This is a genomic window from Gottfriedia sp. NPDC058432 (genome assembly GCF_042721555.1).
Taxonomy (GTDB): Bacteria; Bacillota; Bacilli; order Bacillales; family Bacillaceae_G; genus Gottfriedia.
The window spans coordinates 159,480-182,225 of the sequence record NZ_JBHXLC010000005.1; the positions used below are offsets into that span (position 1 = coordinate 159,480).

The following is a 22,746-nucleotide window of genomic DNA, read 5'->3' on the forward strand; positions in this document are numbered from 1 at the left end:
ACTATTCAGAAAAAAAGGGCTTTACTCATTAAAAGTAAAGCACCAGTTAATTGAAGAACAAGAATAGTATAAGTGTTGTGATTACATTACCTGCCTTAAGTAAGGCTCAATAATCACCATCAATTTCAATTATTGCTAATTATCTCTTCTACAAGTTTTTGTTAAGACGTTTTTTCCATACATACGTTAACGTAATAAAGACGTAGATGCAAAGTGTAATGATCGTTACGATGATCGGTGTCGTGAAAATGATTCCGATTAGAATCATCATTAAAGCGATGATTACAGCCCAAGTCGTATATGGGAACCATTTAACTAAATATTCACTTGTTTTTCCAGATGACTGTTTACGTGATTTCAAATGAGCAAAGGCAATAATCAACCAGATGAATAATACAGTATATCCTAGCGATCCCATCAAGAAATCAAATGTCTTGCTTCCAGCAAATAAGGAAATTAGTACACCGCCAAGTAAAGTGGAAGTACACATTAATATTGCGTATACAGGAACTTTCCTCTTAGATAATTTTGAAAAGATTTTCGGAATGCGACCGTCCGCAGCTTGCGTATACAGAACGCGGGATGAACCATACAATCCAGAGTTCATCGATGAAATAATTGCTATTAGAACAACAGCATTCATAATATGGTCAGCACCAGGAATCCCTATCATTTTAAAGACCATTACAAACGGACTTTCTGGCACCCCGTTTACTTTGTTCCAAGGAATTAAACTAACGATGATGAAAAATGGAATGATATAGAAAGAAATGATTCTAACCAAAGTACTTCGAACGGCTTTTGGAACCACTTTTTCGGGATTTTTCGTTTCTGCCAATGTGACCCCGATAATTTCAGTACCACCATATGAATAAATTACAACCAACATAGCCGAAATTAATCCTTTTGATCCATTTGGGAAGAAACCGCCATGGTCTGTCAAGTTAGAGAAACCGACTGCTTTATGATCACCAAAATTCACAAGTAACAATATTAACCCAGCTAAGATGAACACAATGATGACAGTAATTTTAATTAAAGCAAGCCAGTACTCCGTTTCAGCAAAAACCTTTACCGATAGTAAATTGATTGTTGTAACCAACACCGAAACAACTAATGCAAGCATCCATATTGGATAATCTGGTAACCAATATTGAATGAAAATAGCAGCAACGATTGATTCAGCCGTGATGTTCAATACCCACATTTTCCAATAAATCCAATCAAGGAAATAAGCTGGGTACTTTCCTAATATAGATTGGACAAGATCCCTGAAAGTTCTTGCATCGCTATTGCGAACCGCCATTTCAGCTAAACCTTGTAAAACGAATAATAAAATGATGCCTCCTAGCAAGTAAGCAATTATGATGGATGGGCCTGCCATATCAATTGCTGAACTACTTCCCTTAAATAAACCTGCCCCAATGGCACCTCCTAATGCCATCATCGTAATATGTCTTGACGTCATTGTCCTTTGTAATTTCTGTTTGTCCGTTTTCATATCCTAACCTCCTAAAAAATCAAAAAAGGCACATCATCCCATTCTTCATAATCAAATGAAGAAAGAGACGACATGCCTTAGCTTACCGCGGTACCACTCTTATTGGCTCTTTTCGAACCCTACTTTAAAAACCTTGTAACGTAGGTCAATCGTTAAAACAAGAGAAAAGATTAAATCTAATCTTTCGCTTTACCACTCCCAGGCAAGTTCAAAGTATCATTGGACTGCGTCGCACCACCCCGCAGCTCTCTTTACCTAATAATTAACTTTTACTACTCCTGATCTTTGCGTTTTGATAAATATTTTCTGAATATTTTTTATAATAACTAATACTATACGGACGCAAACCAAACTTGTCAACAGTTTTTTCAGAATAATATTTTTAAAGAATTAATCCTCGGCAGATTGGTTCAAAAGTTAAATGAATCCGTAAAATACTATTTTTTATATTTATTGAAGTATCATCAGTCAATATCGTTACCCCCCCACGTTTGTATAATTATTGGCTCTGTTAAATTAGATTGTTGATTTTCTTATGCAACTGTGGTGCAGCGTGAGCGCTGCATGGGTGACTAAATGGCAGATTAGTACAATAAGAAGTGTTATTATTTAATTAGAAAATAACCCAATTTTATCCTAAGTAAAATTTCGAGGTGAAATATGTTAAGTATCAAAACTTATGTACACAAAAATGGTGAATGGTATGGTGAGTTAGAAAAACCAACAGATTACACTAAGCATTTTATAGAATTTCGAGAATTTAACAAAGAAAAACTTCAATTCCTATCAGGAAGAGAAAGGTTATACGGATTTGTTGATATTCAATTTAATACGACAAGTATTATAGATTCCACCTATTTTGGAACTTTAACAGATATGTGGTTGGTTTATGTACAATTAATTCAGGCCTTTTACCTAACTGGAGAAGGAAACGAATGTTATCCAGATTACGAATGTTACTTATCAATAAAGAAAAATGTAAATAATGGAATAACATTAAAAATTGGCAATCAAATTAATGATTATGACATTGAACCAACGTATTTTTGTAAAGAATTTATTAAAGGTGCTAAGGTATTCTATGAATCATATCCAGTTATTACAAATTTGGATGGATATCAGGAATACATTGAAGAGGTAATTAATCCTTTGTTTAAAAGGATTTAGAGTATAGTTGACAGCCTAGCTAAATAACTGAAATTCTTATTCAACTAATTGATGCGATAGTTGTACAAGGATTTAAAAATAAACTAAAGAATATAATATAAATAAATGATTTTATAAGGGAGAACTGCAATGTCACAAGAAAAAGAAAAAAGCTAGAAGAAAAATACGATGGTGTACACCTATTAGCCTATTTTGCGATTGGTTTATTCTTGAATTTTTTCATCTTTCATTCAATTTCTTTTTTATAGCAACCTCACTTTATTTTATCTTAGCTTAATTATTACTTAGAAAAATGGAAAATGCGTACTATACTAAAGTATATTGGTCTTGCATTAATTGCCTTTTTAATTAACAAGTTTTTCTTTTAATTCTTCATATTCCTTATGTAACTAACGCAGTGCTTTAGTTGAACAACATAATCGGCTCTTTAGCCGATTTTTTTTGTGGAACTAAATGGCAGTTTAGTTTAGTAAGATATTGAATATTTATGATAATTTGAATCCGATTTTATAGAGGGGAGTATGTAAATTAAGGGTTGGTTTTTGTTCTTACTGCACAAGGGAATTTATTTTTTAATTTCCTTTATTTTGGTTCTCACGATCCGCATACCCCTAACGCTACCCCATATTTTGTTCGTGGTAATTTTGCCACAGAAAAAATATCTCAAAAATTCCTGACATACGAAAAATCAAAAAAACCCAGCCAGCTCAACCTAATAGCAAAAAAAATTTAAAATTTTAATTTGGATTGTATCTCTAATAGATTTAAATTTTCCATTTTTGGAATTTTATGGATAAATAAATCATGTATAATAGAATTGTAGAAAACAAAAAAATAATACTAATGGGAAAGGTGTTTAATATGAAAAAAAATTTAAATAAAATTATTATGTTTTTAAGTGCATTTTCTTTGTTTTTATTGCTAGTGCAACCTGGTTCAACCGAAGCGGCATCAAAACCAACGCTTAAATCTTTAGAAAAGAACTATAATAGTGCTGTTCAAAAATTATTTTTTTGGAGTAGCTTAAATGATCAATTTAGTTTGGGATCTCTTATTGTAGATATATCTTCAAAAGCATACGATGAGTATAAATCTTTAACCCTGTCAAGTGAAAGAGAATACTCAAAGACAGATTTTGTAGATAATGTAACTACTATTACAAAAGTTGGTATTCAATCTGGAAGCAAAACCATGAGCAAAACCGTTACAATACCGATGAGAGTCTATGTTTACAAAAAATATTTAAAAGCAAATAGTAATTTAAAAGATGCGGAAAAGAAATTGAGAAAATATTATCCTAATGAAGCAAAATGTATCATAGATAATAAATGTAAACGCGGCAGTGGTGGTGGTGGCGCAGATCGTAAGTGGTAAAATTTATTTCACAAAAAAATTGGATTTCGGAAAAGAATTGCACTAGAACTAAATATGGATAAAGGGAATGCATCAAAAAGTCTAAAAAGATTATGTCAAAAGCAATTTATTGCAAAAATAGAGAATGGATATATGATTAATCCTCACCTATTTTATATTGGTAAAAGTCATTCAAATGATCGATATGAATTACGTGAAGAATTTGACACAGCTTTAACGAGCAATAATATTCAACCTCGTTTTTCAATGAATGAAGATATGTATAAGCTAACAGAATGTCAACCAAATTCGGTTGAAGAGTCTAGTAATACTACCGAATATAATTCATCAAATTTCCCTTTTTAATTAAAGGCTACATGAATCATTCAGGATTTTATACAAAAATAAGAGAATAGGATAGTTACAGATTCCCCTACAAACGTTGAGAAGTCTACGATGTATAAAATGATGCATATGAAGAGAAAAAGGAAAAAGCCAATCCCTTGCCGCAGAAGGGATTGGCTTTTTATTGACTTCCGTTGCAAAGTATGAAGAAAGATGACATTTTCGGCCGTCCGAATCATTATTGTTATAGCATATTTACCTATTCTTTATAAAATCAATAAACGACTTACCTACTTAGAAAATGAGGTCAAAAGATTAAATGGGGAATAAATCTTATTGAACCAAAGCAGTGCGTTAGTTGCATAAGGAAGTATCAAAACTAGTAAATTATTTTGTTTTTAAAGCTAATTTGTCTTCAACATAGACCAGAGTTCCATCTTTAACCCCTTGGGAAGACTAGGCCGAAGCCTTTTGTTCTCTTGATATGTTCGGTCTCGTAAAAGAAAAGACTGCGCATAGTAACGCAATAATGACAATGCCACTCCCAAACCAAGCTGTGTTGGAAACCGAGCCAGTTTGGTTTAGCACAATGCCACCAATTGCTGAACCAAGCGAAATACCAATTTGCAATGCGGAATTATTAAAACTTTGCTGTATATCAGACGTAGCTGGATCGGTTTGAATCAAATAGCTTTGTTGAGGTGGCGCCAAGCTCCAACTCAATGCTGCCCAAACCATCATCGTTGGGATGAATAAGACTAGTGAAGAAGTTGTTAATGGTATTAAACACAATACAATAGCAAATGCACTGATAACGATGATGATACTTTTGCGAGCACCAATCCAATCAGAAAGTGTTCCTCCGAATGCTCCACCACTTACGGCTGCAATACCAAATACAAAATAGCAGATACTAATCCAGTTGGAATTTAGATGAAGATTCGTTTCTAAAAATGGTGTAAAATAGGCATAAATCGTATAGTGTCCTGCTAACATAAACATGGTAGCAAGATGGGCGCTGATTATTTTCCCACTTCCTAAAGCCTTTAATTGTTGTGAAAGCGGAATTGTTTTTTCCCCAGGAATGCGCCCCAAAAATAGTGAAATAAGCGCCATCGATCCGATTGATAATACAGCGATTCCAAGAAATATTACACGCCATCCAAACATATTGGAAATCAGGATTCCCAATGGTACGCCTAACACTAATGACGAACTAATCCCCATATAAATGAGTCCCAAAGCTTTGGCCTGGTGGGCAGGAGCAACAATTTTAACAACAATGGTTAAAGAAAGCACAACGACAAGTGCTGTACTTGTTGCCGTCAACACCCTAGCAATCATCATAAAGGTAAAGTTTGGACTAAAATATGTCATTACATTACCGATGAAAAAGGCAAACAAGGAAGCAAGATACAATTTCTTACGTTCGATTCTGCTGGTTAATACCAGTAAAATCGGACCGGCAATGGCATAGATAAGCGAAAACACTGTTATAAGTTGCCCTGCAGTGCTTAATGAAATGTTGAAATCATCGGCGATTGTTGGCAATATTCCACCAACGATTAATTCAACTAATCCTACCGCAACGGTCGATAACGCTATTATAAAAACTTTCAAATTCATACTATATTTCTATCCTTTCTTAGTTAATATAAAATGAAATGACCCTGAAGGTCCTTTACAGAAAACAATAAAAAAATCCTGATTACAAAAAACGAATAAATTCATTTTCTGTAATCAGGATTTTTAAGGTTCCTGGTAGAGACCTTCTAGCCATATTCTAGAAGTTATACAGTTCATATATATTAAGAGCGATCACTTTGATGATTTTACTATACTTTATCCTATCCCTCAAGTGTAAAATCATTTCCAAAGCTAAAATTCCAATCTAAAAGGGGTACAGCCACATGCCTCTCAAGCTAACAGAACAGATTGTCCCCAAAACGATAAAAATGAACTTCATTGCTATTAAAAACACATAATTTAATATAAAAAACAATAAGAACAGGGTCACACCGATTCTTAATCAACTTATCTGGTCGATACTTCAATAAAAAAAGAGCACCAATTAGACTAATGTGTTCAGTTTTGAGGTACAAAAAATCAAACAGCAACCAAAAAAGCAGACATTTTAGTTATCAAATTAACAGTAAATTTAGCACATAAGACAACAAAAAAGCAGCGAAGTTTGCTCCTTTTTGATTACCATTCTCTCCACTCTTCGGTAATGTCATCATCAGTTTCTAATCCTGCAATACTTACTGCTGTATCAATAAACTCACAAAGGTCTTCTCGCTCCATCGTTTCGATGTAATAATCATGTTGTTCATTTAATTCATTAAATTTAATTACCACATCTTTAACAATCTTCATTATTTCTGCTTCTGGAGGGTTTGCACCCAGTTTTTCTAAGCTATTAATAAAACTGTCAAGAACTTGATTTGTTGCATTAATATTTTCTTCATTAAAAAATTCATTATCCTCATCATTCTCGACCCATTGAATTGTTGGTTTGTTTTTTCTTAATTCTTCAAATGACATAATTTCCTCCACATCAAAAATTGGTCATACATTGTATGCCAAATTAACACTAATTTTAACATAGGTTTTGTAGACTGTCTGCTGGTCATCAGACACTTGCTAATTACTATGTTAAATTAATAGTTAAAATCAAAATAATACCTTTATACTAACAAATAAAAGAAGTCCAATTCATTTGCAAATTGGACTTAAAATTGAACTGTTATTATTATTTTTGTACTCAAAATCTGAACCTGTTCCAATTAGACAACCTCTTTTTTAGTTCAAAAATCAACATTTTTATTTAACTGAGCCTAATTATTAATAATTATCAACTCATTTTTAAAGGTCACATGTAAATACTAATTATGAATTAAACTTATTAAACGAAGTGGAGAGTGCCAAGTATGGATGAAATTATTGAAAGTCTGAAAAGTCTACACAATGAAATAAGTGTTAAGCTTAGCAATGCTTTCAACTTTTCAGAAACTAATGATAAGCATAACCAAAGTTCACATCAAAATTATACTGAATTATCTAAAGTTGCTAAAGAGCACTTAGAACAAAATAAAGAACATCAAATAGCTAAGACAATTTTAAAACATTTAGAATCATTACTTAGTGAGGTTGATGAAATAAAAAACGCTTAACTTTAATTCGTTAATAATATTATCGATAAAAAGGATTTCCCCTCCTGTATCAATAATATTCTTAATCAAAATAGCGCTCCCAACATTTATAAAGGACAGGACCAACTAATACAAAAAATCTCTACGGAATCTTCCATAGAGATTTTTAAAAATACTTATTTTATTATCTTTTTGCCCCTGTAAAACGTCTATTTAAAAACTTAGCAAACAATCTAGCAAATAGATTAAATAAAAGGATCATTACGATTAAGACTGCAGCAGATTTTGTAGCGATGCTTTGTGCATCTGGAACAATACCTTCTGAATTTAATTTCCAGATATGAACTGTTAACGTTTCTGCTGGTCTAAAAATATTAAACGGATTCATCGGTGTATTTAATGGAGCAGCATTATTTAGAATAGGCGTTGTAAGTCCAGCAGTATAGATTAATGCCGCTGCTTCACCAAAAATTCTTCCAGCTGCTAAAATAATCCCCGTAATTAATTGTGGAATTGCTGTTGGGATACTAATTTTAGTAATAGTTTGCCACTTTGTAGCTCCTAATCCAAGACTACCTTCTTTACTAGTTTTAGGAACATTTAATAACGCTGTTTCACTTATCCTTGTTAAACTTGGAAGATTTAAGATTGAAATCGCAAGTGCACCACCAATTAATGTGTAACCCCATCCAGTCATTGTTACAAATACTAATAAACCGAATAAACCTACTACGATTGAAGGCAACGAAGCCAACGTTTCAATACATAGTCTTAAGAAATTTAAAAAACGACCTGGTTTTGCATACTCTGCCATATAAATCCCAGCTCCAACTCCAATCGGAACTGAAATAATTAATGTTAACACTAAGATATAAAATGAATTAAAAAGTTGTGGTCCAATCCCACCACCTGCTTGAATATTACTAGGTTTTCCAAACAAGAAATCAAAGTCCCAGAATCCCCAACCTTTAAAAATAATTTCACTTAATAAAAATAGTAATAATATTACAACTAAGCCAGCTATTAAACAAAGAATTCCCGTCCAAATCTTATCCATTTTTCTTGCAATCATGATTCATATCCTCCTTTTCTCCCAATTAATCGAATGACAAGTATAAAGAGGAAGGATATTAAAAGTAAGATCATTGCTAGAGTCCATAAAGTGTTATTCCAAGCTGTACCGTTTAATGTATTTGCCATATCCATTGTTAAAATTCCTGTTAATGTTGCTGTTGGGTCAAAAATACCATTAGGGAACTTAACTGTATTTCCGATTACCATTTGTACAGCTAATGCTTCACCAAATGCACGAGCCAGACCTAAAACGACTGCTGTTAAAATGTTTGTTTTTGCAGCGGGTACAATTGCCAATTTAATTGCTTGCCATCTAGTAGAGCCTAGTCCATATGATGCTTCTAAATAAGTTCTAGGAACAGCTCGCACAGCATCAGATGCTATACTTGCAATTGTCGGTAAAATCATGATACTAAGCACAATAATCCCTGCAATTAAGCTAAAACCTACTCCACCTACAGTATTTCTAAGAAGTGGAACTAATATTGTTACCCCAAGAAATCCATAAACTACTGAAGGAATACCGACTAGAATTTCTAAAACTGGAATTAATACTTTTTCACCAAACTTAGGTGAAATAAAATTCATGAAAATTGCTAATGCAATCGCAATTGGTGCAGCTATAATTACAGCGCCAACAGATACAAGAATTGATCCAACAATAAAGATTAAAGCACCATATGTTGGGTTTGAAGCATTATTCGGACTCCAATGTTTTGAAAACAAAATTTCACTTAACGATATATCACTTACTGTAAATGATTGAATCCCTTTACTAACAATAAATCCTATTATTGCTATTGTAATACCGATCATTAAGAAACCACATAAAGTTACAAGAGTTCTTCCAAGGTATTCAATTAGAAAAAAGTTTCTTTTTTTGAAATTCATGATAAACCCCTATCATCCATTAATAAATTAGTTTGAGAGTTGGTATAAAACCAACTCTCATTTTTTATATTATTCTAAGCCTGCCATTTTCGAAGCTGGGATATAACCCATCTCAACTAACTTATTAGAAAACTCGTCGCCACTAATAAATTCAATATATTCTTTTACAGGAGATTTCGCATCGCCTTTTGTAATCATGTACTCATAAGAATAGAATGGGTAATCACCTGAAACGATATTGTCTGTAGTAGATTCTTTTCCATCAATTTTCACAGTTTTTAAAGCATCTTTTTTATCGCCGATTAAATATGAGTTAGCAAGGTACGAGATTGCACCTGGAGTAGAGTTTACAGCTTGCTCAACTGCACCGTTTGAGTCTTGTACTGTTCCTACGCCATCATTAATCTTAACGTCTTTCATAATTTTCTTTTCAAATGCTGCACGTGTACCAGATGATGCTGGACGATTAATTACATTAATTTTTTCATCTTTACCGCCAACTTCTTTCCAGTTCGTTACTTTTCCAGCGAAAATATCTTCAATTTGTTGAAGTGTAAGTGAGTCTACACCAACATCTTTATTCGTTACCATTGAGTAACCAACACCAGCAACTTTTGCTTCTACTAATGAACTTGCTAAAGTTTTATCTTCTAATTTATCAGCAGCTGGTACATCTGAGTTACCAATTTGAATTGCTCCAGTAGATACTTGGTTTACACCAGTACCACTACCGCCACCTTGTACTGTAATTGATACTTGTGGGAACTTAGCCATAAATTCAGTTGCCGCTTCGTCAGCTAGTGGTTGTAATGCTGTTGATCCAGCAGCACCAATTGTTCCTGTTAATTCTACTTTTTTATCATCTGAAGTCTTTCCAGTTGTTTTATCATCTTTATTAGAACATCCTGCTAACATACCTGTAATAGCCATTGCTGCAAATGTTAATTTTAATCCACGTTTCATTTTAATCCCCCTAAAATGTTTGTTTTTATTTTTAATTTTGTTTTTTATTTTTGTTTGTTTCTCTCTTACATTCTCTACTTTAAAGTTTTTAGGTTAAGCAAGTTTTAATCAATCGTAAAGAAATTGTAAATCTTTTTAGGAATTGTATATTTAGTCGATATATGGGCACTAAACGTTGCGTTAAACTATCAAGTATTTATTAAAACTTACTAAATATAAAGTAGAAAACTACTTAATACTAACTTTACTTTTTAAGTAGTTTCATCATGTTGATCGTTAACGTAGTCAATATTGAAAAGCCCGAACATATAGTGACTTTTATTGATATAGCTGTGAACTTCGTTGATAAAGTGATGCTTTTTGTTGATATAGCGACGGAATTTGTTGAAAAAAGCTTTTTGTCCATTACAAAGAAATAAAAAAAGCTGACTCAAAAAGTCATAGACCTTTAGAGTCAGCTCAAATTACATTATATTATTGTAAACCTGACATTTCTGAAGCTGGGATATAGCCCATTTCAACTAACTTATTAGCAAATTCATCGCCACTAATGAATTCAATATATTCTTTTACTGGAGATTTCGCATCACCTTTTGTAATCATGTACTCATATGAATAGAATGGGTATGCACCAGAAGTAATGTTATCAGTTGAAGATTCTTTTCCATCAATTTTTACAGTTTTTAAAGCATCTTTTTTATCGCCAATTAAATATGAGTTAGCAAGATAAGAAATTGCACCAGGAGTAGAGTTTACAGCTTGTTCAACTGCACCGTTTGAGTCTTGAACAGTTCCTACACCATCATTAATCTTAACATCTTTCATAATTTTCTTTTCGAACGCTGCACGTGTACCAGATGATGCTGGACGATTAATTACATTAATTTTCTCATCTTTACCGCCAACTTCTTTCCAGTTCGCTACTTTTCCAGCGAAAATATTTTCAATTTGTTGAAGTGTAAGTGAATCTACACCAACATCTTTATTTGTTACCATTGAGTAACCAACACCAGCAACTTTTGCTTCTACTAATGAACTTGCTAAAGTTTTATCTTCTAATTTATCAGCAGCTGGTACATCTGAGTTACCAATTTGAATTGCTCCAGTAGATACTTGGTTTACACCAGTACCACTACCGCCACCTTGAACTGTAATTGATACTTGTGGGAACTTAGCCATAAATTCAGTTGCCGCTTCGTCAGCTAGTGGTTGTAATGCTGTTGATCCAGCAGCACCAATTGTTCCTGTTAATTCTACTTTTTTATCATCTGAAGTCTTTCCAGTTGTTTTATCATCTTTATTAGAACATCCTGCTAACATACCTGTAATAGCCATTGCTGCAAATGTTAATTTTAATCCACGTTTCATTATTGTTTGTCCTCCTAAGGAAAATTATTATTTTCTACATCTCTAACTATAGAAAAGAATAATTAACCTAGTTTTAAACGATTGTAAATAATTCGTAAAGTTGTTTTAGGATTACATAGTATTTCTTTTATTAAATCATAAAAAGAAAACACCCTATCTCCTTTAAGGAATAGGGTGTTTTAAAATAGTTACTTAGATTATTTAGTCCAAACCATTGCTCCGCCTGTAATTACACTAGAAGTATAACCTTGAGCATTTACAGTAACATAGTCTGGTGACTCTGAATAGATTTTCGTATTTTCTCCTATTACACCATTACCTGTTAGATTAAAGCTTGCATTTCCGCTAGCCTTCTTATCAACATTCACACCATACCAGCCGTTTCCACCTGTATTTAAATCGTTTGCTGTAACATTTGAGCTATTTACAATTAAACCTGCTGCTGCATTATTTGTTAAAGTGATGTTATTTAAAGTTACATTTGTTGAGCTTACTACATTTATACCACTACCATAGTCAGTTCCTGAACCAGATCCTGTCATTGTGATATTCGCTGCACCTGTCACTTTTAGATTTTCTAGAGTTACAGCTTTATCTCCGCTATTTACTGTAATTAATGATGCATAGCCTTTTGTTCCAGTTGCGTTTGTCCATGGTGCAGTACCTTTTGTAATAACTGTTGAATCTCCTGCACCAATAATCGTAATTGATTTTTCTATTCTAAGCTGGCTATTTAATTTGTATGTTCCAGCCGGTACTTTGATTGTAGCTCCATCTTGTGCGGCATTTACTGCATTTTCAAGATTTGAATATAGTCTATTCGAATTTGTTATTGAAATGAAATTCTCAGGCACTTTATTATTCCATACTGTTGCTGTTGTTCCTTCAATAGTATAAGCAGTATAACCTTTTGCATCTACTGTTACATTTGTTGTTTTATCTGACATGATTGGAGTAGCTTCACTAATCACACCGTTTCCTGTTAAAGTAAAGCTTGCTTCTCCACTTGCGCTCTTATCCACATTTACACCATACCAACTGTTTCCACTTGTATTAAAATTGTTAGCTGTAACCTTTGAACTGTTTACAATTAAACCAGCTGCTGCGTTGTTTGTTGTAGTGATATTATTTAAAGTTACATCTGAAGAACTAACTACATTTATACCGCTTCCATAATCAGTTCCTGAACCAGATCCTGTCATTGTGATATTCGCTGCACCTATTACTGTAATGTTTTGAAGTTTAACTGCTTTATCTCCACTATTTACTGTAATTAATGAGGCATAACCTTTTGTTCCTGTAGTGTTTGTCCAAGATGTAGAACCTTTTTTAATAACTGTTGAATCTCCTGCTCCAATTAAAGTAAGTGACTTTTCAATTCTAATTTGTTTATTTAATTCGTACGTTCCTTTAGGAATATAAATTGAATCTCCATCTTGAGCGGCATCTACTGCTGATTGGATATCTGCGTAAGAACTAGTACCATTTTGGCTTGCTAGCGTAATACTATTAGGAATTCCACTTGGATTGCTATTTTCTACTTTATAAATATTTTGATATTTATCTGTGATTTGTATCACTGCTTTTGACGGTGTTGTTAAGTCGTAAGCTGAACTTGTCCACCAATCGTCCTTTACCACTTTATCACTTTGGATAAACTCCGTACTAATCATACCACCGTCGACTTTTAATTGGTCGATTTGAGTACCAGAAGCTGTTTTAGTTGCAATTGTATTTCCCTTTTCATCAATCAACGTAATTTTAATTTCTTTTAATAAGCTAGATGGTAATTCATTTACGTCTAGTTTAAATCCTACCTTATAAGCAAAATATCCAGCATTATAGTTATTTGAAAATTTGAAGTCCTGTACATGTACATAGTCCTCTGAATTTGCGATCATGACTGGTCCAGCAACTACAACTTTTACGCTTGCCTTCTTCGTTGTATCAGCTACAGTACCATAAACAGTATAAGTGCCTGCCTTGCTAAAGTTAGTTTGATTCCATTGAACAGCTTTAGAAACCTTTGTACCGTTTACTAGTGTTACGACTACTGTTTTTGGAAGGGGTACATTTTCTTTGCCGTTAACTTTAATGTCGCTAATATTGCTTATACTTGAAACCTGTAATCCAGCAATTTTCTTTGTAATGTCCGACTTAATGCTAGTCAGCTTTGAAATAAAAGCTGATTTAACATTTGCATATTTTAAATTATTTATTACTTTCAAAGCATCATTATAATGAGCAGTCACTTCAGTGCTTGTTGTTTTTACTGTAACATTACCCTTAAATGCTTCAAATTTTTTAATTGCATCATTTGCACCTTTTTCTGCTTTATCTTCTAATGCTTCATAAGAAACTACTTTGTTGTGTTGACTCGTAATTTGTTTAGTAAATAAGCTTTTCTTTGTTTTATATTTACTCGTTAATTTTGCTACTTCTTTTCTAGCGGTAGATTCTAATGATGCGATTCTTTTTTCATCAGAAGTTTGCTTAGGTAGGCCAGCTTTTACAAATTTATCTGTTGCCTTTGATGCATTTACATAAGTTGTATAAGACGAAGCAGCATACGCTGGGGTTACTGAGGTTGCTATTATTGCAGCGATCACTGTTGTAGATAAAACCTTTCGAACAGACTTAAATTGTTCTTTCACTATGATGTTCCTCCTAAGATGTAGCTAGTTAATTTACTTAATTGAAACGAAAACTACAAACTAACTTAAATAGTTTGTTACATATTTCACAAAACAAATTAAGTTTGTTACTCGTTTCACAAATTTAGTTTACATCCTCGCACTCACATTGTATACAATAATATTAATAAGGCTTAATTTACCATTTTCTTAATTTAATTAGAAGAGCTCCATTTAATAGCAATCATTCAAATTTACATAAGTAAATACAAAAAAATTCTTAATTTAGAAACCTTCTTTCATAAAGAAGGAAAGGCAACGTACCATTGTATACGTTGCCTTTTTTAGATATATTAATTAAATTTTAAAACAGCTCAGTCACATACTCTACTTGCATATCACCAGAGTTTTTTATGAACAAACCCTATTTCTTCACTTTCTCAAGACAAAGTTTTAACACACTATTAAGTAAAACATTCGCCCCTTTAGCACAATCCTCATATGAAGTTAATTCATCTTCACGATGACTATATCCATTTACACTTGGTACAAAAATCATAGCTGTTGGAATATAGGAAGCAATGAATTGAGCATCATGCCCAGCGCCGCTGTACATACGATTTTCTTTATACCCTAACTCTTTGCAAGCATATTCCACAGCATTGACTACTTCTTCTTCAAAGTCAACTGTGTCTCGATCCCATAGTCGGGTGGATTTGATTGGACAGCCACTTATATTTACTGGTAATTCTTCAACCATTCGTGTTACTTCTGCAATAACACTCGGATCTTTATGTCTCGCCTCTAAAGTAAAGGTTACTTCTGAAGGAATGACCGTATGAATATTTGGATATGCATCTATACGACCGATTGTGTAAACGAGCTCTGAATCTAGTCTTTGTAATTGCTTTTGTAAATCTACCACCACATTAGCAGCAGTGAACATCGGATCTTTGCGCATGCTGATTGGCGTCGTACCTGCATGATTGGATTCTCCAAATACAGAGATTTCGTAGCATACCATTCCTAGTACACCTTCTACTACCCCGATTTCTAAGTTTTTACGTTCCAGTACAGGTCCTTGTTCAATATGTAGTTCGATATACGCGCTAGCTTCTTTTAAGCGATTTGCTTCAGAACCATCGAAACCGCTTTCATTTAATGCTTTTGCAAATGTAATTCCATTTTTATCTGTAGAAGCAATCATCTTCTTTTTATCAAATTTACCTGATAGTACGCCAGAAGACATAAGAGATGGCTCAAACCTTGCCCCTTCTTCATTTGTAAAATTGACAACGGTAATTGGATAATCTAATTCAATCTTTTCATCTATAATTGTATATACAGTCTCTAAAGCTGTAAGTACACCTAGTACGCCGTCGAAACGTCCTCCCTTTATAACTGAGTCCAAATGGGAACCAATTACAATTGGAGGTAAGTTTTTTTTCCCTGGTAAAGTAGCATACATATTCCCCATATCATCATGCTTTACTGTCATTCCTACTTCTTCACATAATGCCTGAAATTTCTTCCTTACAGCAATATCTTCAGGAGATAATGCTAGTCTAGTTACTCCATTGTTTTCGGTTTTACCATATTCACTAAACAACTCAATTAATTTTTGAAGCCGATTAGCATTCGTCTTAATCATATGAAGGCCTCCTTTAATTATTGGGCAATTTCTTCTGCACCTTGCTCAGCTTTTTCTCTTTCAACCAATGCATTAGTTACTAAACTTACGCCGACACTGATGATAATATTAATGGCAATTGCTACAAATCCAATGTTAATATCATTTATTGAACTTGGAATATTAGGGAAAATATTAACTAATTTAAATGAAGTTATTGCATTAAATAATACGATAGAAACCCCTGTAATAATACCAGCAATCGCACCGTACTTATTCATTAGTTTTGTATTAAAGAAACCGAAGATCAGTGCTGGCACTAATTGAGTAATTAAACCATATGACATAATGTTTAATACAGCCAACGCTTCTCCGCCTGTAATAGTAAATACATACGCTACTAAAATAATAAATAAAACAAATAACTTTGATACATTCAATTGCTGACGATCGCTTGAGTTTGGCTTAATTAATTTGTAAAATCCCGTCATTAACCCTACTGCTCCAGACATAACCATTACAGATACAGGAACTAATGCAGTTAAAAGTCCTGCCCCACCAACAATTCCTACAAACCAAGGATCAAATGTTTTCATAGTAAGACGTAAAAGAGAAAGATCACCTTCAGGTCCTTTTAATCCTGGCACTTGAATTATTGCAGCAAATCCAATAAAAAAGGCAAATAAAATTAAGATTGTGTACAAAGGCAATGTGATCGCATTTTTCTTTAAAGCACGTTCACTTCTAGCTGCTAATACGACACTAAAAGATTGTGGTAAAAGGTAAAAACCAAACGCATTTAGAACAATTGTCGAAATAAACCAAGGCATACTATAACCTTCAGATGCAAATGTTAAAGCTTCTGGCTTAGCTGTTTGAACAGCTTCAAATAATGGTCGAATACCACCAAAATAGTGATAAGGAATATAGATACCTAAGAATACAATGACAAATAAGATTAAAATATCTTTTAATACTGCATTCCAAGCAGATCCATGGATACCAGAGTTAATAACATAAATTGTAACAATAACTGCACCGATTGTAGAAGCAATTAATGGCGAAATGACACCGTAAGAAGCTTCGGATACGATAATACCTAATCCTTTTAATTGAATTACTATGTACGGTACAAGTGCGATTAAACCGATGAAAGCTACAACCATACCTAAAGCCTTACTATTATAGGTTTTCATGAAATATTGAGGCTGTGAAATAACATCATTCTTCTTTGCGAAACGCCAAATTTTTGGGATAATCCAATAGGAAAGTACATAAGCCAAGCATATATATGCTGGCACATAATAAGCTGCCGCACCGTTTGAATAGGCCCAGCCACTGCCACCTAAAAAAGTAAAAGTCGTATAAACTTCACCAGCAATTAATAAGAATACGAATATTGTACCGAATCCTTTATTCCCTACCGCAAACTCATTTACATTCATTTCTTTCCCACGACTTGCGCTAATCCCTAAATATAACGCAACGGCCCCAATAAAAAAGATAATCAGTAAGGCAACATTCATTAAAATTCACTTCCTTTATTGGTAGGATCTAATTTATAAACGATGAACAGAATGACAGACGAGAGAATCATCCATAATACAATCCAAAATAATAAGAATGGCACCCCAAAAATAAAAGGCTCTATACGATTAGCTAAGGGCAGAAGGACACACATTCCTATGAAGGGAAAAATCAGTAATAATTTAAAATAATTTCTCACTTGCTCCCCACACTCCATCCCTCAAATTGATTTGTATACACTACTTCACCATTTAAGATTGTCGAATCTACTTTTACTTCGAGTAAATCTTCCACATGACAATCTAATATAGAAGTATTTAAAATAACTAAATCAGCCAATTTTCCTGATTCTATGCTTCCTTTAGAATCTTCATCAAAGCTTGCATAGGCCCCGTTATACGTATACATTCGAATCGCATCCATTAGCGATACTTTTTGTTGTTGTCCAAAAGCTGTATTTTGTCGCGTTAAACGAGTAACAGCTGTATATATGCCGACTAATGGATTAACTGTCGTGATCGGAGCGTCTGAACCTGCCGCTGTAATGATGCCTTGGTTCAATAAATCACTTGCCGCGTACATATAATTGGTTCTTTCACCATAGTTACGAATATAACTTTCTCCGAATTCATAAGGGAATGAAGGGTTGAGTATAGGAATGACATTTAGGGCCTTGGCTTTTTCTTGTAAATCTGGTGGACAGACGCCTAAATGTTCAACACGATGACGATGATCATCACGTGGAAATTCACTTAAGATATTTTCTATGACACTCAAATATTGCTCAATCGCTCGGTCACCTTGAGCATGCACTGTAATTTGATAGCCATTTCGATGTGCAGGGGAAAAGATAGAATAAAGTTCTTCTTCTGTATACTGTAAATAACCGTAATTATTTCCATCGCTTGTATATGGTTCACGAGTAGCAATTGTCGGGCCCGTACTACTACCATCAGTGAAAAGTTTAGCTGGTCCAATTTTGAAAAATTCATTTCCTGTATTAGTCATTACTCCAGCCGCTAACATATTTTTAGTAAAATTTTCACAATCGTTCAAACTGCCGATTAACGCATAAACTCGAGCTTTTAATTTCTTATTATTTGAAGCAATTTGCATAATTCTAAAGCTGTTTTCATCGAATCCACCAGCATCATGGACACTTGTAATACCATAAGCAAATAATTGTTCCTGTGCTTTCATTAGTGCATTAAATAATTCATCATTACTATAAGTCACATTTTGATTAAATTCTAAAAAGGCATTTTCAATAAGGCGACCAGTAAACTTGCCGTTATTATCTTTTTCGATTGTTCCTCCTTTTGGATTAGGAGTGCTTGGACCAATTTTGGCGATTTTTAAAGCAGTTGAATTGACAATCCCAATATGTCCACAAGTGCGGGTAATAACAATTGGGTGTTCCTGTGTAAGTTCATCAAGTTCTTCAATCGTAGGATACCGTTGTTCCTTTACCATTAACTCATTAAATCCAAATACACGTATTATTTGTCCATTTTTAGTATTTTGAACGATGTCAGCTAATTTATCTTTTAGCTCTTCAATCGAATTAATTGTGGGATTTTTACAGTCGAGGTGCATTAATGTATTACCGTATAAAAAAAGATGCATATGAGCATCAATAAAACCTGGTAAAACAGATCTTCCGTGCAAATCAATGACTTCCGTTGAGGTAGTTATATATTTTTTTATTTCTTCTGTTGTTCCTACAGCTGCAATCTTATTCCCTTCAATTAGACATGCTTCAAAGACTTCATTTTTACTATTTACTGTAATCACTTCACCATTTAATAAAGCTGTCTTGTTCATTCGCACACCTTCTTTGTCTAAATTTTATGAATATACAAAAAATATAACATAGCTTTTTAATCGCTCGATATAAACATAATGTAAAAAAGTTCCCTTTGTCGTTTTACATTATGTTATATTTTCTGTATAAAGCATTGATAAACCTTTTTCTAAAGAGGAGGCTGTTTATTGTCTTATTCACTTAGGGTTCAAGATTTATTTGATAAAAAACATTTCAAAAAGGCTCAAATTCTAGCTGGTCACAGCGGGATTTTGAATGCTATTAAGTGGGTTCATATACTGGAGTCGAAAGAGATTGGTACTTTCATTAAAGGCAATGAATTAGTATTAACTACCGGAATACAACTAACACAAGAAAAGACGCTGTTCGAATTTGTAGAACAACTAATTAGTAAAGAAGCAGCCGGATTATGTATTGAATTTGGTGAACATATACAATCTGTACCGAATAATGTCATCGAGTTGGCCAATTTATATAATCTCCCAATTATCGTGTTTAAAGAAATCATCCCATTTATAGAGATTACACAAGAAATACATAGTATGTTAATTAATCAACAATATGAAATGATTAAACGGTTGGAAAACTATTCACAAGAAATTAACAAATTAACTTTGAAAATAACTCACTACGAACATATTTTAATGAGACTTTATAAATATTTAAACATTAACGTTGCATTTATTATTAACGGTCAGCAACCTTCCTTTATTCCAAATGAAAAACAGCATATGTATATGAACTTAAGAGACAAATACGAAAAGAAAAACGAAAAAAAACATTTTGCAAAATGTGAAGTAAACATACTAGAGGAAAGCTATGGTGAGGTATGTATTTTCACCGAGAACCGTACAATAAATGAATTCGAGTTATTAGTATTAGACAGAACTGTAACCGCTTTATCTCAATATTTGTTACGCAGTCTATACATAGAAGAGAAACAAAATATTTACTCCCGCGTATTATTAGAATCTTGGTTAAATGGATCATTCGAAGATTCCGTCATTACCTCCTTCTTACAAGAACAAAGCTTTCATAATTTAGTAGATTGCTCTTATTTCGTCCTAATCGATCACATAAAGAATTCAAAAAAAGAATACGATTTAAATTATTATAAATTATACTCCCGAAATATTTTTGAAAATAAAGGTTTCGTTCTATTTTTATTGGAAGAAAAACAAAGACTGATTTATATCATTGCAGATATTTATGGATACGATACAAAAAAGCGTATTTTAGACTGCATTGAAAAAATCAAGAACTTCAGGAAGAATAATAATTATATAGACTTAAATGTCACTTCTGCTGTTGGACAGATTGTAAATGATTATAAATTAGTGCACCAAAGTTTCGAAACTGCACAGGATACATTATTAATCCGCCAAAACGCTATTCAACTTTCTTATTTTTATGAAGATCTCTACTTACATCAATTAATTCTTCAAATGCAAAAAAACAAAGCAATTATGGATTTAGCAAAGAACTATTTATATCCCCTCTATGAATATGATGCAAAAAATAATGGAAATTTGATAGAAACATTACAAGTTTATTTGCAATGTAATTGTTTAAAAAATGAGACTGCTAAAAAGCTATTTATTGTCCGTCAAACGTTATATCATCGCTTGTCCAAAATTGAAAGTTTAATAGGAACTGATTATATGCTTCCACCAAAACGACTCGCTGTTGAATTAATGTTGCTGGCTACTCAGGATAATTTCCAATTTACAGACTTAGAAAAACTTTCGTTATAAACGGCCTTTCATATCCCTTTTCTTTCACTCATTACTTGAATGAAAAAAAGGGGATTTTTTTGTTAACAAAGTGTCAATATGTGAAACAGTTTTTAGTAAACATTTTACATTCTGTCTGATGATAATCGCGTTAAAAGACTTCACAATAAAGACAGATTAACAAATTACTAAAGGAGTGACTCAAATGGAAAATGTTCGTATAGCTGAAAATTTGGTTACAAAAGATGAGAAATATTTATGGCATGCAATGAAGCCTTATAACCCACAAGCTACAACCATTATTCAAAAAGCTGAAGGAGCTTGGCTAACAGATATTGATGGTAATCGTTATTTAGATGCAATGTCTGGATTATGGTGTGTAAATGTTGGTTATGGAAGAGAAGAAATTGCAAAAGCAGCATATGACCAACTTCTAGAGAACAACTATACACCATTATCTCTTAGTCATCCTTCTGCAATTTTACTTGCCGAAAAAATCAATGAATTACTAGGCGGAGATTATGTCGTCTTCTTCTCGAATAGCGGCTCGGAAGCAAATGAAACAGCATTTAAAATCGCGCGTCAGTATTATCAGCAAAAAGGTCAAGGAAATCGCTATAAGGTAGTTTCACGCTACCGCGCATATCATGGTAACACTATGGGAGCACTCGCTGCAACAGGGCAAGCCGAGCGCAAATATAAATACGAACCTTTAGCACCAGGGTTTATTCATGTGAAAGCACCAGATCAGTATCGCTACAATGAAGATGGCTTTAAGAATGCTAGCGAATTACCTTCCGTTAAAGCGGTAGACGAAATCATGACATGGGAACACTCAGAAACAATTGCGGCGATGATTTTAGAACCAATTATTACTGGTGGTGGAGTCATTATGCCTCCTGAAGATTACTTAAGAGGCATTAGGGAAGTTTGCGATAAACATGGCGCACTATTAATTGTTGATGAAGTAATTTGCGGCTTTGGACGCACAGGAAAAGCATTCGGTCATCAACATTACGGAGTGCGGCCTGACATCATTACAATGGCAAAAGGACTTACAAGTGCATACATGCCACTTTCTGCAACAGCAGTAAAGAGAGAAATTTATGAAGAGTTCACTAAAAACGGAAACTATGACTATTTCCGCCATGTAAATACATTTGGGGGTTCACCAGCTGCATGCGCAGTTGCGCTAAAAAACCTAGAAATTATGGAACGCGAAAATTTATTTGAACAGTCTTCAAAAATGGGTGCGATTCTAATTGATGAATTAAAAGAGACCATTTCACACCACCCTCACGTTGGCGATATTCGTGGAAAAGGACTACTAATCGGAATCGAGGTAGTAGAAGATCAATATACAAAAAATCCTTTAAGTGTAGAGAAAGTCAATCAAGTAATTGCTAAATGCAAAGAACGAGGACTAATTATTGGGAAAAACGGTGCAACAGTAGCAGGCTATAACAATGTATTAACACTATCTCCTCCGTTAAATATTACAACCGAGGAAAAAGATTTCATTCTTTCTGGCTTAACACAAGCAATAAATGAAATTTTATAAAATCTAAAGCAAAGATAGCTTGA

Annotated in this window: 19 protein-coding genes, 1 riboswitch and 1 other annotated feature; of the genes, 7 read left to right on the forward strand and 12 right to left on the reverse strand. The window is 33.4% G+C overall.

What is annotated here, in order from left to right; genetic code table 11:
- Positions 1-148 precede the first annotated feature (148 nt).
- Positions 149-1,501 carry an amino acid permease gene (locus tag ACFWM3_RS07650; protein ID WP_390310934.1) on the reverse strand — a complete coding sequence of 451 codons (1,353 nt, stop codon included), beginning with the start codon at positions 1,499-1,501 and terminating at the stop codon, positions 149-151.
- A 60-nt stretch (positions 1,502-1,561) separates the two neighbouring features.
- Positions 1,562-1,796, reverse strand: a binding site (T-box leader).
- Between the two features lie 365 nt (positions 1,797-2,161).
- Between ACFWM3_RS07650 and ACFWM3_RS07655 the strand changes: the two genes are divergently transcribed.
- The 3 genes from ACFWM3_RS07655 (at position 2,162) to ACFWM3_RS07665 (ending at position 4,387) form a co-directional block, all read left to right on the forward strand.
- Positions 2,162-2,668 (forward strand): hypothetical protein, encoded by a 507-nt coding sequence (locus ACFWM3_RS07655; RefSeq protein WP_390310935.1) that lies wholly within the window; start codon positions 2,162-2,164, stop codon positions 2,666-2,668.
- 861 nt (positions 2,669-3,529) lie between these two features.
- Positions 3,530-4,042, forward strand: coding sequence for a hypothetical protein (locus tag ACFWM3_RS07660; RefSeq protein ID WP_156339627.1), 513 nt, complete (start codon positions 3,530-3,532; stop codon positions 4,040-4,042).
- A 54-nt stretch (positions 4,043-4,096) separates the two neighbouring features.
- On the forward strand, positions 4,097-4,387 hold the full coding sequence (locus ACFWM3_RS07665) for a hypothetical protein (protein ID WP_390310936.1): 291 nt from the start codon (positions 4,097-4,099) through the stop codon (positions 4,385-4,387).
- A 435-nt stretch (positions 4,388-4,822) separates the two neighbouring features.
- On the opposite strand, the gene ACFWM3_RS07670 is transcribed toward ACFWM3_RS07665, so the two are convergent.
- Entirely contained in the window at positions 4,823-5,992 is a 1,170-nt protein-coding gene (locus ACFWM3_RS07670; protein ID WP_390310937.1) for an MFS transporter, read from the reverse strand.
- Between the two features lie 91 nt (positions 5,993-6,083).
- A riboswitch (purine riboswitch) is annotated at positions 6,084-6,184 on the reverse strand.
- Positions 6,185-6,571: 387 nt separating this feature from the next.
- On the reverse strand, positions 6,572-6,910 hold the full coding sequence (locus ACFWM3_RS07675; protein ID WP_390310938.1) for a hypothetical protein: 339 nt from the start codon (positions 6,908-6,910) through the stop codon (positions 6,572-6,574).
- Between the two features lie 386 nt (positions 6,911-7,296).
- Between ACFWM3_RS07675 and ACFWM3_RS07680 the strand changes: the two genes are divergently transcribed.
- A complete protein-coding gene (locus tag ACFWM3_RS07680; protein WP_056467996.1) occupies positions 7,297-7,539 on the forward strand; it encodes a hypothetical protein in 243 nt (80 codons plus the stop codon).
- A gap of 163 nt (positions 7,540-7,702) precedes the next feature.
- Here ACFWM3_RS07680 and pstA read toward each other — a convergent pair whose 3' ends face one another.
- From pstA to ACFWM3_RS07695, 3 genes are all read right to left on the reverse strand, one after another.
- Positions 7,703-8,590, reverse strand: a complete 888-nt coding sequence (pstA, locus tag ACFWM3_RS07685) for a phosphate ABC transporter permease PstA (RefSeq protein WP_056467992.1) — start codon at positions 8,588-8,590, stop codon at positions 7,703-7,705.
- Positions 8,587-9,483, reverse strand: coding sequence for a phosphate ABC transporter permease subunit PstC (gene pstC, locus ACFWM3_RS07690; RefSeq protein WP_056467989.1), 897 nt, complete (start codon positions 9,481-9,483; stop codon positions 8,587-8,589). Before pstC ends, pstA begins: the two co-directional genes overlap by 4 nt.
- A 69-nt stretch (positions 9,484-9,552) precedes the next feature.
- Positions 9,553-10,446, reverse strand: coding sequence for a phosphate ABC transporter substrate-binding protein PstS family protein (locus ACFWM3_RS07695; protein WP_390310939.1), 894 nt, complete (start codon positions 10,444-10,446; stop codon positions 9,553-9,555).
- A gap of 266 nt (positions 10,447-10,712) precedes the next feature.
- Between ACFWM3_RS07695 and ACFWM3_RS07700 the strand changes: the two genes are divergently transcribed.
- Complete coding sequence (locus ACFWM3_RS07700; protein ID WP_390310940.1) at positions 10,713-10,865, forward strand: hypothetical protein; 153 nt, start codon at positions 10,713-10,715, stop codon at positions 10,863-10,865.
- Positions 10,866-10,920: 55 nt separating this feature from the next.
- Here ACFWM3_RS07700 and ACFWM3_RS07705 read toward each other — a convergent pair whose 3' ends face one another.
- From ACFWM3_RS07705 to ACFWM3_RS07730, 6 genes are all read right to left on the reverse strand, one after another.
- A complete protein-coding gene (locus ACFWM3_RS07705; protein ID WP_390310941.1) occupies positions 10,921-11,814 on the reverse strand; it encodes a phosphate ABC transporter substrate-binding protein PstS family protein in 894 nt (297 codons plus the stop codon).
- A gap of 197 nt (positions 11,815-12,011) precedes the next feature.
- A complete protein-coding gene (locus ACFWM3_RS07710) occupies positions 12,012-14,468 on the reverse strand; it encodes a glycosyl hydrolase family 28-related protein (protein WP_390310942.1) in 2,457 nt (818 codons plus the stop codon).
- A 403-nt stretch (positions 14,469-14,871) separates the two neighbouring features.
- On the reverse strand, positions 14,872-16,098 hold the full coding sequence (locus tag ACFWM3_RS07715; protein WP_390310943.1) for a Zn-dependent hydrolase: 1,227 nt from the start codon (positions 16,096-16,098) through the stop codon (positions 14,872-14,874).
- Between the two features lie 17 nt (positions 16,099-16,115).
- Positions 16,116-17,603: a sodium:solute symporter family protein gene (locus ACFWM3_RS07720; RefSeq protein WP_390310944.1), complete on the reverse strand. Its 1,488-nt coding sequence runs from the start codon at positions 17,601-17,603 to the stop codon at positions 16,116-16,118.
- Positions 17,603-17,821, reverse strand: a complete 219-nt coding sequence (locus ACFWM3_RS07725) for a DUF3311 domain-containing protein (RefSeq protein ID WP_390310945.1) — start codon at positions 17,819-17,821, stop codon at positions 17,603-17,605. Before ACFWM3_RS07725 ends, ACFWM3_RS07720 begins: the two co-directional genes overlap by 1 nt.
- Positions 17,800-19,428, reverse strand: a complete 1,629-nt coding sequence (locus ACFWM3_RS07730; RefSeq protein ID WP_390310946.1) for an amidohydrolase — start codon at positions 19,426-19,428, stop codon at positions 17,800-17,802. Before ACFWM3_RS07730 ends, ACFWM3_RS07725 begins: the two co-directional genes overlap by 22 nt.
- 168 nt (positions 19,429-19,596) lie before the next feature.
- Between ACFWM3_RS07730 and ACFWM3_RS07735 the strand changes: the two genes are divergently transcribed.
- Positions 19,597-21,183, forward strand: a complete 1,587-nt coding sequence (locus ACFWM3_RS07735; RefSeq protein WP_390310947.1) for a PucR family transcriptional regulator — start codon at positions 19,597-19,599, stop codon at positions 21,181-21,183.
- 184 nt (positions 21,184-21,367) lie between these two features.
- Positions 21,368-22,723, forward strand: a complete 1,356-nt coding sequence (locus ACFWM3_RS07740) for an aspartate aminotransferase family protein (protein ID WP_390310948.1) — start codon at positions 21,368-21,370, stop codon at positions 22,721-22,723.
- Positions 22,724-22,746 lie beyond the last annotated feature (23 nt).